This window comes from Pseudomonas sp. GW821-FHT11D10, assembly GCF_058808435.1.
The window spans coordinates 291988-307395 of the sequence record NZ_JBXARR010000007.1; the positions used below are offsets into that span (position 1 = coordinate 291988).

At 60.2% G+C, this 15408-nt stretch carries 12 protein-coding genes; 4 read left to right on the forward strand and 8 right to left on the reverse strand.

What is annotated here, in order from left to right:
- The first annotated feature begins 8 nt into the window (after positions 1–8).
- Genes AC1RT4_RS21555 through AC1RT4_RS21565 form a run of 3 tightly spaced genes read left to right on the forward strand, consistent with a single transcriptional unit; the run spans position 9 to position 3268 of the window.
- Positions 9–2201, forward strand: a complete 2193-nt coding sequence (locus AC1RT4_RS21555) for an FUSC family protein (protein ID WP_493087722.1) — start codon at positions 9–11, stop codon at positions 2199–2201.
- Positions 2191–2391: a DUF1656 domain-containing protein gene (locus AC1RT4_RS21560; protein ID WP_003221811.1), complete on the forward strand. Its 201-nt coding sequence runs from the start codon at positions 2191–2193 to the stop codon at positions 2389–2391. The genes AC1RT4_RS21555 and AC1RT4_RS21560 overlap by 11 nt, the downstream gene beginning before the upstream one ends.
- A gap of 10 nt (positions 2392–2401) precedes the next feature.
- Positions 2402–3268: an efflux RND transporter periplasmic adaptor subunit gene (locus AC1RT4_RS21565; protein WP_085608130.1), complete on the forward strand. Its 867-nt coding sequence runs from the start codon at positions 2402–2404 to the stop codon at positions 3266–3268.
- A gap of 78 nt (positions 3269–3346) precedes the next feature.
- Here the strand turns inward: AC1RT4_RS21565 and AC1RT4_RS21570 are convergent, their stop codons facing one another.
- The 3 genes from AC1RT4_RS21570 to AC1RT4_RS21580 form a co-directional block, all read right to left on the reverse strand.
- On the reverse strand, positions 3347–4588 hold the full coding sequence (locus tag AC1RT4_RS21570; protein WP_493087724.1) for a hypothetical protein: 1242 nt from the start codon (positions 4586–4588) through the stop codon (positions 3347–3349).
- 168 nt (positions 4589–4756) lie between these two features.
- Positions 4757–5584 carry an SDR family oxidoreductase gene (locus AC1RT4_RS21575; protein WP_493087726.1) on the reverse strand — a complete coding sequence of 276 codons (828 nt, stop codon included), beginning with the start codon at positions 5582–5584 and terminating at the stop codon, positions 4757–4759.
- A 35-nt stretch (positions 5585–5619) separates the two neighbouring features.
- Positions 5620–6084, reverse strand: a complete 465-nt coding sequence (locus AC1RT4_RS21580) for a multidrug transporter (RefSeq protein ID WP_085690590.1) — start codon at positions 6082–6084, stop codon at positions 5620–5622.
- A 182-nt stretch (positions 6085–6266) separates the two neighbouring features.
- On the opposite strand from AC1RT4_RS21580, the gene AC1RT4_RS21585 reads away from it, so the two are divergent.
- Complete coding sequence (locus AC1RT4_RS21585; RefSeq protein ID WP_493087728.1) at positions 6267–9083, forward strand: RHS repeat domain-containing protein; 2817 nt, start codon at positions 6267–6269, stop codon at positions 9081–9083.
- Positions 9084–9150: 67 nt separating this feature from the next.
- On the opposite strand, the gene AC1RT4_RS21590 is transcribed toward AC1RT4_RS21585, so the two are convergent.
- The 5 genes from AC1RT4_RS21590 to AC1RT4_RS21610 all read right to left on the reverse strand — a co-directional run bounded on the left by AC1RT4_RS21590 (position 9151) and on the right by AC1RT4_RS21610 (position 15401).
- Positions 9151–10602 carry a mannose-1-phosphate guanylyltransferase/mannose-6-phosphate isomerase gene (locus AC1RT4_RS21590; protein ID WP_007969551.1) on the reverse strand — a complete coding sequence of 484 codons (1452 nt, stop codon included), beginning with the start codon at positions 10600–10602 and terminating at the stop codon, positions 9151–9153.
- A 106-nt stretch (positions 10603–10708) separates the two neighbouring features.
- Positions 10709–11365, reverse strand: coding sequence for an alginate O-acetyltransferase AlgF (locus tag AC1RT4_RS21595; RefSeq protein ID WP_493087730.1), 657 nt, complete (start codon positions 11363–11365; stop codon positions 10709–10711).
- A gap of 14 nt (positions 11366–11379) precedes the next feature.
- Positions 11380–12555, reverse strand: a complete 1176-nt coding sequence (locus AC1RT4_RS21600) for an alginate O-acetyltransferase (protein WP_007957303.1) — start codon at positions 12553–12555, stop codon at positions 11380–11382.
- 10 nt (positions 12556–12565) lie between these two features.
- A complete protein-coding gene (locus AC1RT4_RS21605) occupies positions 12566–14131 on the reverse strand; it encodes an MBOAT family O-acyltransferase (RefSeq protein ID WP_493087733.1) in 1566 nt (521 codons plus the stop codon).
- A gap of 145 nt (positions 14132–14276) precedes the next feature.
- Complete coding sequence (locus tag AC1RT4_RS21610) at positions 14277–15401, reverse strand: mannuronate-specific alginate lyase (RefSeq protein WP_007957306.1); 1125 nt, start codon at positions 15399–15401, stop codon at positions 14277–14279.
- Positions 15402–15408 lie beyond the last annotated feature (7 nt).

The window sequence follows — 15408 nt, forward strand, 5'->3', positions numbered from 1 at the left end:
AAGATTCAATGACTCCCTTGCCCGCACCTTTGCGCTGGCTCTACTCCCTGGAATGGCGCCGGGGTTTCTTCGACTGGGCGCGCAGCGACGGCGTGACCTGGGTCTATATCTTCAAGGTGTTGATTGCCGCATTCCTGACCCTGTGGCTGGCGATGCGCCTGGAACTGCCGCAACCGCGCACGGCGATGATCACCGTGTTCATCGTCATGCAGCCACAGAGCGGCCAGGTGTTCGCCAAGAGTTTCTATCGCTTCCTTGGCACCCTGGCCGGGTCGGCGATGATGGTCACGCTGATTTCGCTGTTCGCCCAGAACACCGAACTGTTCCTCGGTTCGCTGGCGATCTGGGTCGGCATCTGCTCGGCCGGTGCCGCCCGCTGCCGCAACTTCCGTGCGTACGGTTTTGTGCTGGCCGGGTACACGGCGGCGATGGTCGGCCTGCCGGCGCTGGCGCATCCCGACGGCGCGTTCATGGCGGCGGTGTGGCGGGTGCTGGAGATCTCGCTGGGGATTCTTTGCTCGACCCTGGTCAGTGCCGCGATCCTGCCGCAAACCGCCAGCGCGGCGATGCGCAATGCCTTGTATCAGCGCTTCGGTGTGTTCGCCCTGTTCGTCACCGATGGCCTGCGGGGGCGCAGCAAACCGGAGTCGTTCGAGGCCAGCAACGTGCGCTTCATCGCCGAAGCGGTGGGGCTGGAAGGGCTGCGCAGCGTGACCGTGTTCGAAGACCCGCACATGCGTCGGCGCAACGGTCGGCTCAGTCGCCTGAACAGCGAGTTCATGGGCATCACCACCCGGTTCAACGCCTTGCACCAGTTGCTTGAACGCCTGCGTCGAAACGGCGCCGATCATGTGGAAGCCGCGATCAAACCGGGCCTGCAGGACCTGGCCGAAGTGCTCGACGGTTTCAGCGGCCGCGCCCTGACCAGCCCGGATGCGGCGCGTCTGGTGCTGGCGCTCACGTCGTACAAGGAAGGCCTGCCGGCGCGGGTACGCAGCCTGCGGGCGATCTTCCAGGAGAGCGAGCCGAGCGACGCCGAGCAACTGGATTTCCACACCGCATACGAGTTGCTCTATCGCTTCGTCGATGACCTGCACAGTTATGCACAGACCCACGCCTCGCTGGCCGATCACAGCCACGAACGCGAGCGCTGGGACGAACCGTTCACCCCGCAAACCAGTTGGTGGGCGGCGGCAGCTTCGGGGATTCGTGCCGCATTCATTCTGGTCGTGCTCGGCAGTTACTGGGTCGCCACCGCGTGGCCGAGCGGCGCGACCATGACCCTGATCGCCGCCGCCACTGTTGGCCTGTCCGCCGCCACACCGAACCCGAAACGCATGGCGTTCCAGATGGCCTGCGGTACGTTCCTCGGGGCGTTGATCGGCTTCGTCGAGATGTTTTTCATCTTCCCGTGGATCGATGGTTTTCCGCTGCTGTGCGTGATGCTCGCGCCGGTGATCGTGCTCGGCTCGTTCCTCGCATCGCGGCCGCAATATGCCGGTGTCGGCCTCGGTCTGCTGATCTTCTTCAGCACCGGTTCGGTGCCGGACAACCTGACGATCTACAACCCCTACACCTTCATCAACGACTACATCGCCATGGTCATGGGCATGCTGGTTTGCGCGGCGGCGGGCGCGATCATTCTGCCGCCGAACAGCCGCTGGTTGTGGCAGCGCCTCGAGCAGGACCTGCGCGGGCAAGTGGTGTACGCGATCAGCGGCAAACTCAAGGGCCTGGCATCGAGTTTCGAAAGCCGTACCCGCGACCTGATGCATCAGGCTTATGGCCTGGCGGCCGGTCAGCCGCTGGTGCAGAAAAACCTGCTGCGCTGGATGTTCGTGGTGCTGGAAGTCGGTCACGCGATCATCGAGTTGCGCAAGGAACAGGCGATCCTGCCGGTGCACCCGGCGTATGCCGAATCCCAGCCATGGCGTCAGGCGATCCGGGTCATGGGGCGCTCGCTGGTGCGGCTGTTCCTGCAACCGAATTCGAGCAATCTGGAACGCGCACTGGTCGCCGTCGATCACGCGATCAGCCGGGTCGCCGCGACCGATGAGCCGTTTGCACCGCACTTCGATACCTCGGCCCTGCGGCGGGTTAAAAGCTACCTGCACTTCATCCGCACCTCGTTGCTTGACCCGCAATCGCCACTCGCCGCCTATGCCATCGCCAAGCCCGAAGGACTTGCCCATGCCTCGTGAAATCGCCTTCCACGGCGTGTACATGCCGACCATGACCCTGATGTTTTTCGTCGCTGCGGCACTGGCCTGGGCGCTGGACCGGTTCCTCTCGGGGTTCGATCTGTATCGCTTTTTCTGGCACCCGGCGCTGCTGCGCCTGAGTCTGTTTACCTGTCTGTTCGGCGCGATGGCGCTGACTGTCTACCGTTGAGAACGTTCTGATGAAAAAGTTTTTCAGCCTGCTCGCGACCCTGCTGGTGCTGGCCCTGGCGTTGTGGATCGGCCGCACGTTGTGGGAGCACTACATGAACACCCCGTGGACCCGCGACGGCCGGGTGCGCGCCGACATCATCAACGTCGCCGCCGACGTCACCGGTGAAGTGGTCGACGTGCCGGTGCGCGACAACCAGTTGGTGAAGAAAGGTGATCTGCTGATGCAGATCGACCCCGAGCACTATCGCCTCGCGGTGAAACAGGCGCAGTCGCTGGTCGCTTCACGCAAGGCCACGTGGGAGATGCGCCGGGTCAACGCCCACCGCCGCGCCGACATGGACGCCTTGGTGATTTCCAAGGAAAACCGCGACGACGCCAGCAACATCGCCGACTCCGCACTGGCCGATTACCAACAGGCCCAGGCGCAACTGGAAGCCGCCGAACTCAACCTCAAACGTACCGAAGTGCGGGCGGCGGTGGACGGCTACGTGACCAACCTCAACGTCCATCGCGGCGACTACGCGCGCATCGGCGAAGCGAAAATGGCTGTGGTCGACATGAACTCGTTCTGGGTCTACGGCTTCTTCGAAGAAACCAAACTGCCTCACGTGCGCGTCGGCGATAAAGCCGACATGCAGCTGATGAGTGGCGAAGTCCTCAAGGGCCACGTGGAGAGCATTTCCCGCGGTATCTACGACCGCGACAACCCGGAAAGCCGCGAGCTGATCGCCGATGTTAACCCGACCTTCAACTGGGTGCGCCTGGCCCAGCGAGTGCCGGTGCGGATTCACATCGATGAAGTGCCAGAGGGTGTGCTGCTGGCGGCGGGGATCACCTGCACCGTGGTGGTGAAGCAGGACGCTGTGGATAACTGACAGACTACATCGCTGACCGACAGACTCCGTGCACCAGCGGTGGCACTTGAAGCACGGAGCGCTTCAAGTGCGGTGCATTCAACGAGAGGCGAAGACCTGGCCGTAGCCGACACCCACACCAAGGGCGTTACCCGAAATCAGCGTGCGTCCCTTTTTCTGAACCTGCATGCTGGCCGGACGGGTGACCAGATAGGTGTCGAGTTCGATGAAACCCTTCGAACCGAAGGTTTTGTCCAGCACACCCTGTTCATGGAACCTGGCAATGTACAAACGCTTGGAGCCGCCACTGACAACGATCTTTCCATCGTCTTGCAAGTGCGCACAAACCCATTCGTTGCCGTGAGTCTGGTCAATGCTGGTCAGCAGTGGCAGGCCACCGTTGAATTCGTGATCTGTCGTGCCATCGGCATTCAAGCCCACCAGTAAACCAAAACGTTTTCCAAGGTCATTCGTAGTCGCAATACCAACGGCTACCAACTTGCCATTGGACTTGGTCAACACTTCGTGAATAACAACCTGATGATTCTGGATGGTGATATCGGTAAAACCGGCAGTTGCCGGGGTGCCGAAACTGTAATCGAGTTTACCCTTGTCGTTATATTTGGCCACGAAGCCGCACTGGATACCCAGCATCTGCGCACCACCGGCCACCAGGCAAGAGTTGTCACCAGCGTTTTGCAGAGTATGGATGTGTGTCGAAACATAGGTGCGGTTTTCTACTTTAACCAGGCCGGATCCATTGAACGTTTTGTCCAGTTGACCGGTAGAAGTCAGGCGTGTGATGTAGCAGGACGAGACTTCGAAACTTTCCCGGTAATTAGCGCAGACCAGAATTTTGCCATCGGCTTGCACGCTGACCTGGCACAGATCAATCTCTAGTTCGCCAACGGGAGAATCGTCAAGAATAATGAGGCCGTTGTCACCGAATTGCTGATCCAGAATACCCTCACTGTCATAGCGCTCGACTCCGAGGATCTGGCCCGAAGCTCCGTGTGGGTAGAGGCCTACCAGCATGACGATACTGCCATCTGGCTGCAGAGCGATTTTGCCTGCGGCAACAAACTGGCTCGAAGGGATGATGTTGGCTGTCAGGCCATCGACTCCAAAAGTGCGATCGATCTTGCCGTCGGCGGTCAGGCGAGTGAGGCCCCGCAGGCCAATCAGCTCTATTGCCAGCTGGGCGCTGACAACGATCTTGTCATCTGCAGTTACTTTGATGTCCTTGATTTGGCGATCGCTGTCAACCGTGTTCGGGAGGTCCTTTAAAGTTGCAACGCCCTTGAATGCAAAGGTGCGGTCAAGCAGTCTTGAAATTTCCATATAAGCTCTCTTTTTGTCCATTATTAAAGTTGGGTTGCCAACTTTTTAAAAAGGGCGAGCGATATTTTCGCTCGCTGTAGATGAACTTATAGTGAGGGTGTTGGCTTGTCTATTTTTATGTTTGTGGGGTTTGTTTTATGATGTTTCCTGCTTGGTGTTAGTTGTTGTTTAGTTAAGGTTTTTGTTGAGTCCGAACTTTCTGGAGATTATGTATTGAAGTAAGGCAGCGGGCATCAGGGCGGCGAGTAATGGCAGGGTTGAACTTCCGTTTCCGGCGCGCAACAGTCGTGGCGTGTTTTTTGATTGCACGGCCCGGAGGACGACTGCGGCGAAATCGGCAGCCGGGGTCGGGTGCTCCTGAGAGGCTTTGGCTCGCGCCCGAATGCCTTCGCGCAGGGGAAACCACGGCGATTGTTCGTTGATCAGTTGTTCGGCCTCATGCCCGGCATTCTTGGCGAAGCTCGATTGAATCGCCCCCGGCTGCACTTCCAGTACGCGAATGCCGAACGGCGCCAGTTCCATGCGCAACGCATCGCTCAACGCGTGCACCGCCGCTTTCGAGGCGCAATAGGCGCCGGCAAATGGCGTGACCAGCACCCCGGAAACACTGCCGACATTCACCACCAGGCCCTTGGCCCGGCGCAGCACCGGGAACAGCGCACGGGTCACGCCGACAATCGAAAACACGTTGGTTTCGAACTGGCGCTGCATGGCCGGAACGCCGCCGTCGAGTAGCGGCCCCATGGCGCCGTAACCGGCGTTGTTGATCAGCACGTCGAGGCCGCCGTGTTGCTGGTTGATCCGCTCGGCGAGTTGTTCCAGCGCTGCATTGTCATTGACGTCGAGCTGCACCGCCGTGAATCCGGCAGCGGCGAGTGCCGCGACATCTTCAGCCTTGCGCGCACTGGCCCAGACCTCGTAGCCGGCGCTTTTGAATGCATCGGCGAGGGCGCGGCCGATGCCGCTGGAACAACCGGTAATCAACGCAACGGGCATGGCGCATTCCTTGTGCAAAAGGGTGAGAGAGGTGATCAGTCGGAGAAACTACCCTGCAATCGCTCGGCGCGAAACTCCAGGGTTTGCGGGCGATAGCCGGGACGCAACGGCGGCATCGGCAGGCAGTCTTCCCAGTTGCCGCCGGCCTGCAGTTCACCGGGGCCGCGATAGCGTGGGGCGGCGTATTGATTGTCGGCCAGATTCACGGTATCGCCCGGCGCGTACGCCGCAATGCGCCAGCGCAGTTCGGTCAGCGGCACGTCGTTGCCGTTGTTCATCTTGAGCAGCAGCGGGCGGTCGGCGGGGCAGTGTTCGGGGGCATAGACGATGCGCAGTTCCAGGCGCGCCAGTTGTTTCACCTCGCGGTTGTCCAGCCACACCACCCACATCGCCACCAGCCCAAGGCCGACGGCGGCGGCCATGGACACCGGCAAGGCCTTGGCCGGGTAGCGCAACAGCAGGATCAGCCAGGTGATGACCAGCAAGACGCCGATGAACATGTTCGAACGCTCCTTGAACTCGTGATGACCATCCTACCGAAGGGGCGCGGGAATGGACATTCGCGGATTGATCGACGACGCCGTTGGTCGGAACTGTAATTTCTGACAGTAGCCAATCGAGCGCTGTGCTTGCTCAGATGCCCGAGGCAGAGAAAATGCCGGTCGCGCGGGGAGCGCGCTCCATGAGCTTGCACATCAATACGCCGAGGGTGTCTGTGTTCGAACCGCGCGGTTTGTCGGTCCGCACGGTTGACTATTGTCGAACCGTCGAGGGCACCCCCGTCGAGTCCCGGATCAACCGCACGCTTCACGATTCGGGGGGGCGTGCGGTGAAACAGTGGGATCCGCGGCTTTGGCTGTCGCAAGCCGGCGACCCGCTGACGCCGGCCAATCTGACGCAGGTGTTTGCTCTGGACGCCACGGTGATTCGCTCGGACAGCGTCGATGCCGGTACGCTAATCGAACTAAAGGGACTCGCCGTACAAACGATGTTCAGTTGGGACAGCCGTCAGACGCGGCGCGAGATCGAGCACGACAATCTGCTGCGCCCCGTCGCGATATTCGAAGAAGGAACAGGGGAGCCTCGGCGTTGTGTCGAGCGCCTGACCTACGGTCATCCCGGCAGCGGAGACCCGTCACGAAACCAGTACGGTCAACTGATTCGTCATGACCATCCAGCGGGCAGCGTGCTGCTCAACGCGTTTGCAATCATCGGCTCATGCACCGAAGACACCCGCCATTTCACGCGGGATCCGCTGACACCCCACTGGCCGGAGCGGGAGGTGGATCGTCAGCAGCTGTTGGAGCCTGGCGTCGGTGCGACATCGCAGTGGCGCCATGGTGCGCTTGGCGATGTACTGGAGCAGATGGATGCCCGAGACAACCGACATACATTCGCGCTGAGCGTCGATGGCCGCTTGCACGAACGCCGCTTGCGGTTGAAGGGGGAGCCTGAGCAGATCCTGGTCACTGACATTCACTACAACGCTTACGGCAGTATCGAGCAGGAAACCGCGGGCAACGGTGTGCAGACTACCCGCGCATACCGGCCCGAAGACGGTCGCCTGCTGGTCCTCCGGACCGAAGATGCCCACGCTCGATTGCTGCAGCACCTCAGTTATGGATACGACAGGATGGGCAATGTCCTGAGTATCAAAGACATGGCGCTGCCAATCCGTTACTTCGCCAACAAGCGCATCGAGCCAGTCAGCCGCTTTGTCTACGACAGTCTTTACCAGTTGACCAAGGCGTCCGGCTGGGAAGCCGGGAGTGTCAGTCAGGGCCCGCAATCGATGGGGCGCATCGACCCTGCGGCGGTCAGCAACTATCAGCAGACTTACGAATATGATCCCGGCGGCAACCTGCGCAACCTGATTCATGTCGGCCCACAAAGTCACGGGCGCAAACTGCAACCGGCGAGTTACAGCAACCGTTCTTTGCCCTACACGGACGTCATTCCCGGCGATCCGCAAATTGAAGCGGCCTACGACCGCAGAGGCAACCTGCTGCAGCTTGAACCGGGGCGGATGCTGAACTGGAACCTGCGCAACCAACTGCAATCGGTCAGCCCGGTGGAGCGTGCTTCCGGGCTCAACGACCAAGAGGTCTATCTCTACGATGGCAGCAGTCAGCGGGTACGCAAGATCCGCTCGTTGTTAACCAATACCCGAACCCTGGTTGCCGAGGTGCGCTATTTGCCTGGACTGGAGTTGCGCACCGACAACGGGACCGGCAAACGCTTGCAGGTCATCATTGCCGACAACGCTCGGGTACTGCGTTGGGAGAGTCCGCCGCCCTGGGGCGCCAACATTCAATATCGATACCAACATGTGGATCACAAGGGGTCGGCCAGTCAGGAAACCGCCGATGACGGCGCGGTAATCAGCCGGGAAACGTTTCACCCTTTCGGCACCAGCGCCTGGCAGGACGGTGAATTCAGCTACAAATTCGTCCGTTACTCGGGCAAGGAGCGCGATGCCACCGGGCTGTACTACTACGGTTATCGCTATTACATGCCTTGGTTACAGCACTGGTTGAATCCTGATCCTGCAGGGGACATCGACGGACTCAATCTGTACAGAATGGTTCTAAACAACCCCATGACTTATACGGATGCGGACGGCGCCGAAACTCGAAAAAAGCAGGCCAACGGTTTATGGGCGCCTGTGCTCGCGGTAGGCGAGAACCGGAAAATTCCAGGGGCTGCTCGTGTTGATGCAGGGAAGATGCACCACAATGTACCGTTCACCGCGAAAGCGACCAATATTCGCGAGGCGTTGACGATTCCCCAGTTCAATCGACTGACGATCAATACCGATTTGTTCATGCCCCAAAAGACTGGATATTCCAAGACCATTGCCTCGCAGCTGGCGAACACGCAGGGTGGTGACCGCTTCATATTTTCCATGCAGCGAATAAGTTACAGCGGCTCTGTACGGGGCGAGTTCAATGCGATCAAGGTTGTCGATATTCCCGCCGGGGAAATACCTGAGCAATCCAGCGCTGTGTCAGGTTATTGGGTGGCTCAGGGTGGTTATCTCGACATACCGATGCATCCTGCTGGAACAGAGCCCGAATATGTCTTTACGCCCGGATTCAGTGGTTGCTCGCTGACCGTCGATCAGCTCAATGACAACACCTTGAGGGTAAGGCATGTCGAGGGTAACAAAGAGACCGAGCAATATAATCAGTTGCCTTCAGCCGAGCATGGAATGGGCATGAGTGTCGCGATGGAATTCATGGATTACGGCTTCGATGACGAAGGCGGCAAGGTCGTAACGGAACTCACCGGTTTCGCTTTCATGAGGTATGAGCGCAAGACCAGGACTTGGGATATCCACTATCAGAGCAATCAGGGGGCGGCGACGATCGGGGTGTATTCAACCGAGCGGAAGCTGTTCGGAGGATCGAAGTCCTTTGCCAATGTGATGGAGAAACCCAAGGTCAGAAGGACGATGAGCAAGCAAGCAGTGGCCGTCCACGCTCGGCCACACGGTTAAAAAAAGCCCGAGCCGCTGCGGATAGGGGACGCAGCGGGCCGGGCGAGGGTTTTTTATTGCAGAGCGATCACTGCGCGATGGTTTTCACCGACACGCCGCGTTCGATCGGGGTCGAGCGACCGTAGATATCTTCAAAACGCTCGATATCGTCTTCGCCCAGGTACGAACCCGATTGCACTTCGATGATTTCCAGCGGGATCTTGCCCGGGTTGCGCAGGCGATGCACCGAGGCGATCGGGATGTAGGTCGACTGGTTCTCGCAGAGCAGGAACACGTTCTCGTCGCAGGTCACTTCGGCGGTGCCGCTGACCACGATCCAGTGTTCGGCGCGGTGGTGATGCATCTGCAGCGACAGGCACGCGCCCGGTTTGACCGAGATGTGCTTGACCTGGAAGCGCCCGCCCATGTCCACCGAGTCGTAGGAGCCCCACGGACGGTAGACCTCGCAGTGGTTCTGGGTTTCGCTGCGGCCCTGCTCGTTGAGGGTGTTGACCATCTGCTTGACGCCTTGGACCTTGTCCTTGTGGGCGATCATCATGGCGTCCTTGGTTTCGACCACCACGATGTTTTCCAGGCCGATCACCGACACCAGTTTGCCGTTGCCGTGGATCATGCAGTTCTTGCTGTCCTGGATCACCACGTCGCCCTTGCTGACGTTGCCGTTGGCGTCCTTCTCGTTGACTTCCCACAGCGACGACCAGCAACCGACATCGCTCCAGCCTGCTGTCAGCGGCACCACGCAGGCGCGTTGGGTTTTTTCCATCACCGAGTAGTCGATGGAGTTGTCCGGGCAGCAGGCGAAGGTGGCTTCGTCGAAGGTGATGGTGTCGGCGTCTTGCTGGCTGCGTTCGAGGGTCAGCAGGCAGGTGTCATAGATGTCCGGATCGTGCTTTTTCAGCTCTTCGAGGAAGCGGCTGGCGCGGAACAGGAACATGCCGCTGTTCCAGTAGTAACCGCCGGATTCGACGTATTCGGTGGCGCGTTTGACGTCGGGTTTTTCGACGAAGTGCGAGACACGGCTGACGCCTTCCGGCAGCAGCGAATCGCCGGTGGACTTGATGTAGCCGTAACCGGTTTCCGGTTTGGTGGCCGGTACGCCGAACAGCACCATCTCGCCGTTTTCGGCAGCGACGGTGGCCAGGGCCAGCGCACGTTGCAGGGCTTTCTGGTCTTCGAGAACGTGGTCGGCCGGCAGCACCAGCATCAGTTCGTCGCGACCTTCATTAACCAGCATCATCGCGGTCAGCGCCACGGCCGGCGCGGTGTTGCGGCCGAACGGTTCCATCAGGATGCGCTGGCATTCCAGATTGCGGTTGGCCAACTGCTCGTTGACGATGAAGCGGTGATCCTTGTTGCAGACCACGATCGGGGTGTCCATGCCTTCGAACACCAGACGCTCGAGGGTTTGCTGGAACAGCGTGTGTTCGCCGGTCAGGGCGAGGAACTGCTTGGGAAACTGCTTGCGCGAAAGCGGCCAAAGACGTGAGCCGCTACCACCTGACAAGATCACCGGAATCATATTGTTTACTCCATAAAATCGATTGGGTCAGAGCCACGAACGTTGTGTCGTTTCACTCTTGTTGTTATTCCGTACCGGGCAGCGACGGCTGCCCGGTTTCATGTGCTTAGCGGGTCGACACCGGGCGTTTCACCCAGACTGGCGACAGGTTGCTGCCGTTGCCGGTGACGTACAGCACGGCTGCCTCACCGCGCTCCAGGGCGACCGGTTTCACGTCGCCGACTTTCTTGTCGCCTTCGTACAGCGCGAGGCTGACTTTCACCGGGTTGATTTCACGCTCGCCACGGCCCTTGGCGGCCACGTTCGGCACCACGTCGGTCTTGCCGTCGGCGGTCTTCAGAGTCAGCGGCTTGTCGCTGAGGTTCTGCACGCGCACCAGGGATTTCTGCTTGTTCTTGAACGGCGGTTCTTCAATCAGTTGCGGCGCGCCGGAAGCGTTGTTGACCAGGGTGTAGTAATGGTCACCGGCGAGTTTCACCGGCAGGGTCTGGCTGCCGACCTTGGCGCTGTAGTCGCCGCCCGGCATGAAGCTGAAGTCGCTGCTGGCCAGCGGCGCGACGTCGGCGAGATTGGTGCTGCCAACGGTGGCGCTGACTTCAGCGTTGCTGGCGTTGTAGACGCGTACGAAGGTCGAGCCTTTCGGTGCAGTCGGGCCGTACAGCGCAGCGTCGCCACCGGCGAAGGCCTGGACCGACAGCACGCTCAGACCCGCAACCAGAGCGAAGCGTTTAGCGAGACGACGAGGAGTAGTAGTGAAAGTCATGGTGTACCTCTCTTTCAGTTTTGCGCCCGATCGGGCGTCTCGGATTTAGTGTTGATTGCTACGTTTTGTTGGCGCGCGCCGGCTTGTTTAAGCTCTGCGACCCACTGCGGGTCGGCGTCGCCGATTTCGTTGTTCACAGGCAGATATCGTTCAGGAAACTCCCAGATCAGCACCTGTGGCGGGCTGTTCTTGAAGTCATCGCTTTTCAGGTAGCTGAGCATCGGCAGGATCGGGCCGTGGCCGTCTTCGGCGTAGTTGACGACGTCGCTGTGCAGCGCTTGCTTGAGCGCACCGACGAAGTTCCAGTTGGGGTTGGCGCTGTAGCTGGTGCCGATCAGCGCGACCGGCACTTCGCTGTTGGCGAACAGCGCATCGTCACCGGCAGGCTGCTCGGCGGCGGCCACGGTGTTGCGCTTTTGCAGCGGCTCTTGCGCCGGCATCAGGTTTTCGAACAGCGGATCCAGCGGCAGGAACAGACGCAGGTCGCCCTTGTGCGTGACCTTCTCCGCCGGCGTGGTGACGAAGCGCTGCGGCTCGCCGCTGAGCGGGAACTTGTCAGCGATGGTTTTCGCCAGGGTGTTGGCGGCGATTTCCGCGCCTTCCGGGGTCCAGTGGGTGTCGGTGCGCAGGAACACTTGCTGACCGTTCTGCTTGGCGGCTTGCAGCGGGCCGAGCAGGTCGGGGGCAAGGATCTTGTCCGCCGCGACACGGGCGTGGAAGTCCTGATAAAGGTTGGCGTGAATGCTCGCCGGTTTCACTTCACCCAGGTGTTCCGGGTACAGGCGAACCTTGGCCGGCACGATCGCCATCACCAGTTTCACGCCTTTCTCTTTCAGGGTCTGGCGCACGCCTTCGACCAGCGCGTAGTTGCCTTGCAGGTTCAGCTCTTCGTTGACGATCGGGTTGAATTCCTCATCGCTGTACAACCACTGATCGCGACCGAGCACCACGCCCGGACGACCTTCGTTGAACAGTTTGAAATCCAGCGCGGCCCAGAGATTGGTGCCCAGGCGCTTGATCGGGAATTCATCGTCGTAGTGGGTTTCCACGGCTTTGGTCCAGCGGCCGTTGAGCACCGTCGCATCGGCATTGGTGCTGAAGCCGAAGAAGCTGCGCACCGACCACAGACCGAGCACCAGCAGGGTCACCAGAAACAGCGCGATGTAGAAGATGCGTAATGAGCGGGTCATGTCAGATCCCTCAGAACTGGAAGTAAAGGAACGGCGAGAAGCTTTGCGCCGAGAGTTTGAGAATCGAGGCGATGAACAGCAGCAGGATCACGGCGCGCATTGCGTAGCGCGACCAGTCCGCCGTCCAGTAAGCCGGTTGCACCTGGGCGTCGACGCCGACGGTGTAGCCAGGCTCGTGGATGCTCGCCGGGTTTTCGCCAGGCGCGGCCTTGATCAGGCCCGGTTGCGCCCCGGCAGGGCCGTCGCTCTCGACGTTGACCGCAGGTTTGGTCTTCACCGGAGGCTGGTTGGTGTACAGGTCACGCAGGCCGAAGAACGCCAGGGTCACGTAAGCCACAACGAGGGTCGCGACTTGCAGACCGGTGAGGCTGGCCTGATTGAGTTCCGACAGCGACCAGTCGCCGAAGCTGAACATCGCGCCGTACATGCGGCCGGCGACGTGCAGGTTTTCTGCGCGGAAGATCACCCAGCCCATGACCACCAGCAGGAAGGTCAGCGCCCAGCGGATCGGGTTGAGGCTGCGCGGCGAGGTATTCAGGCCCAGCGCTTTTTCAATCGCCAGCCACATGCCGTGCCATGCACCCCAGACGATGTAGGTGATGTTCGCGCCGTGCCACAGACCACCGAGCAGCATGGTCAGGAACAGGTTGCGATAGGTCATCAGCGTGCCTTTACGGTTACCGCCGAGGGTGATGTAGAGATAGTCACGCAACCAGGTCGACAGGCTGATGTGCCAGCGGCGCCAGAACTCGGTGATCGACTGGCTGATGTACGGCTGCTTGAAGTTTTCCATGAAGCGGAAACCCATCATCAGGCCCAGGCCGATGGCCATGTCGCTGTAACCGGAGAAGTCGAAATACAGCTGCGCGGTGTAGGCCAGCGCGCCAAGCCAGGCATCGCCCGTGGTCGGGTTTTGCAGGGCGAAGCAATGGTCGGCCACCACGGCGAGGGTGTCGGCGATGAAGACCTTCTTGATGAAACCCTGCATGAACCGCGTGCAGCCCTCGGAGAACTTGTCGAGGGTGTGGGTGCGGTTGTTGAACTGGTCGGCCAGGTCACGGAAACGCAGCACGGGACCTGCGATCAGGTGCGGGAAGATCGCCACGAACGCCGCGAAGTCGATCAGGTTGCGGGTGGCCGGGGTATCACCACGGTAGACGTCGATGATGTAGCTGATCGACTCGAAGATGTAGAACGAGATACCGATCGGCAGCAGCACGTGGGTCAGGATGAACGGTTCGAGACCGACCGACGTCATCATCGCGTTGATGCTGTCGACGCCGAAGTTGGCGTACTTGAAGTAGCCGAGGATGCACAGGTCCACCGCCACGCCGAGCAACAGCCAGCGCTGGGCCGGTTTGGTGCGCACGCCGGCGGCGCCGACTTTGAGGCCGATCCAGTAGTTCCACAGGGTGACGCCGGCGAACAGCGCCAGGAAGTCCACCCGCCACCACGCGTAGAACACGTAGCTGGCGATCAGCAGCAGCAGGTTGCGATAGCGTTGCCCGCTCAGGTAGTACAAGCCGAGAAAGATCGGCAAGAACAGAAACAGGAACACGTTGGATGAAAATACCATCCCGATCTCTCCATGTTTGAACCAACAGTCAAGGGCCAAAGCCCCCCCAAACCCCCCGTGGTGTTGGAGGGGTGAAACAGTCCTGCGCTCGTTCCCACGCAGACGGTTCGACGCCTCGACGTGGGAACGATCAGCCGATCAGCGACTAACTGCCCTTGTTGCCCTTTTCGTGGGACGGGTCGTAGACCTTGGTCAAGTCGCCACCGAGGCGGAAGGTCTTGAACGGCTGCATCCCATGCTTCTTCTCGATCACATCCGGCGAACAGGTGTAGAGGGTGCAGAACGGTTCGAGCCAGGCGAATTTCATGTCCTCTTTCAAATCGGTCATGTCCTGCTCTTTGCCGTTCTTTTTCTCGAAGTCCTCGGGATCTTTCACCCCGGCCAGCACCCGGTCACCCAGACGTTTCAGCGCGCCGTTGTTTTCCTGACGCAGATCCACGCCGTTGACCTGGGCGAAACTGGCGATCATCGCCAGCGGCGGCAGGGCGTAGTTGTGATAGGCGAGGGCGCGTTGCTGGCGCTTGAGTTCGTTCGGCAGGTAACCGTCGGCATCGACCTGATTGACGCCGACCTTGTATTCCTTGACCGCCCAATCGAACAGGTCGCGGCGGTTGGTGGCGACCGATGTCGCCATTACCGACCACGCGGCCCAGTACGAGTGGTTGTTGGTTTTTTCCAGCGGCAGGTTGTCCCAGTCGCTGACCACCTGATCGGCCATCTTGCTGAACCAGGCCTCGATCAACTGCGCTTCCTGCTGATGCTGGGCCAGCGGATGAGAGTCGGAGAACTTCAGGCGAATGTACGACGAGGCCATGCTGCCCAGCGCCCATTTGCGCATCGACTTGCCGGTGTGGTTGAAGTCCTTCGACATCAATGCGTCCGCCCGAGCCCAAGTAGCCAGCCAGTTCAGCGTGCAATCGAGTTGTTCCGGACGACCGTCGCGCATGAACTGCATCACCCGTTTGGCGGTGCCGCGTTCCAGGGTGGTGATGTCTTTGGTGGTGTCGCGAAAGGCTTTTTCCGACTGCACGTTCAGCGTCGCGCGGGCCTTGTCCGAGCCTTCGTATTTGCTGCGAAATTGCAGCGGTCCGGTGTAGGGCGCCGGCATCGCGTCGCAGCCTTCGCTCTTGTCACCGGTCTTGAATTTATCCACAGGCGCAAAGTAGCCCTGAGGAGGACGCAGCGGCGCGGCGGCCTGCGCGGTGCCGGCGAAGATCGCCAGCCCGAGCAGTGTCGGCGCCAAGAGAGTTTTCAGTTTCGGATTTCGCATAGCAGAC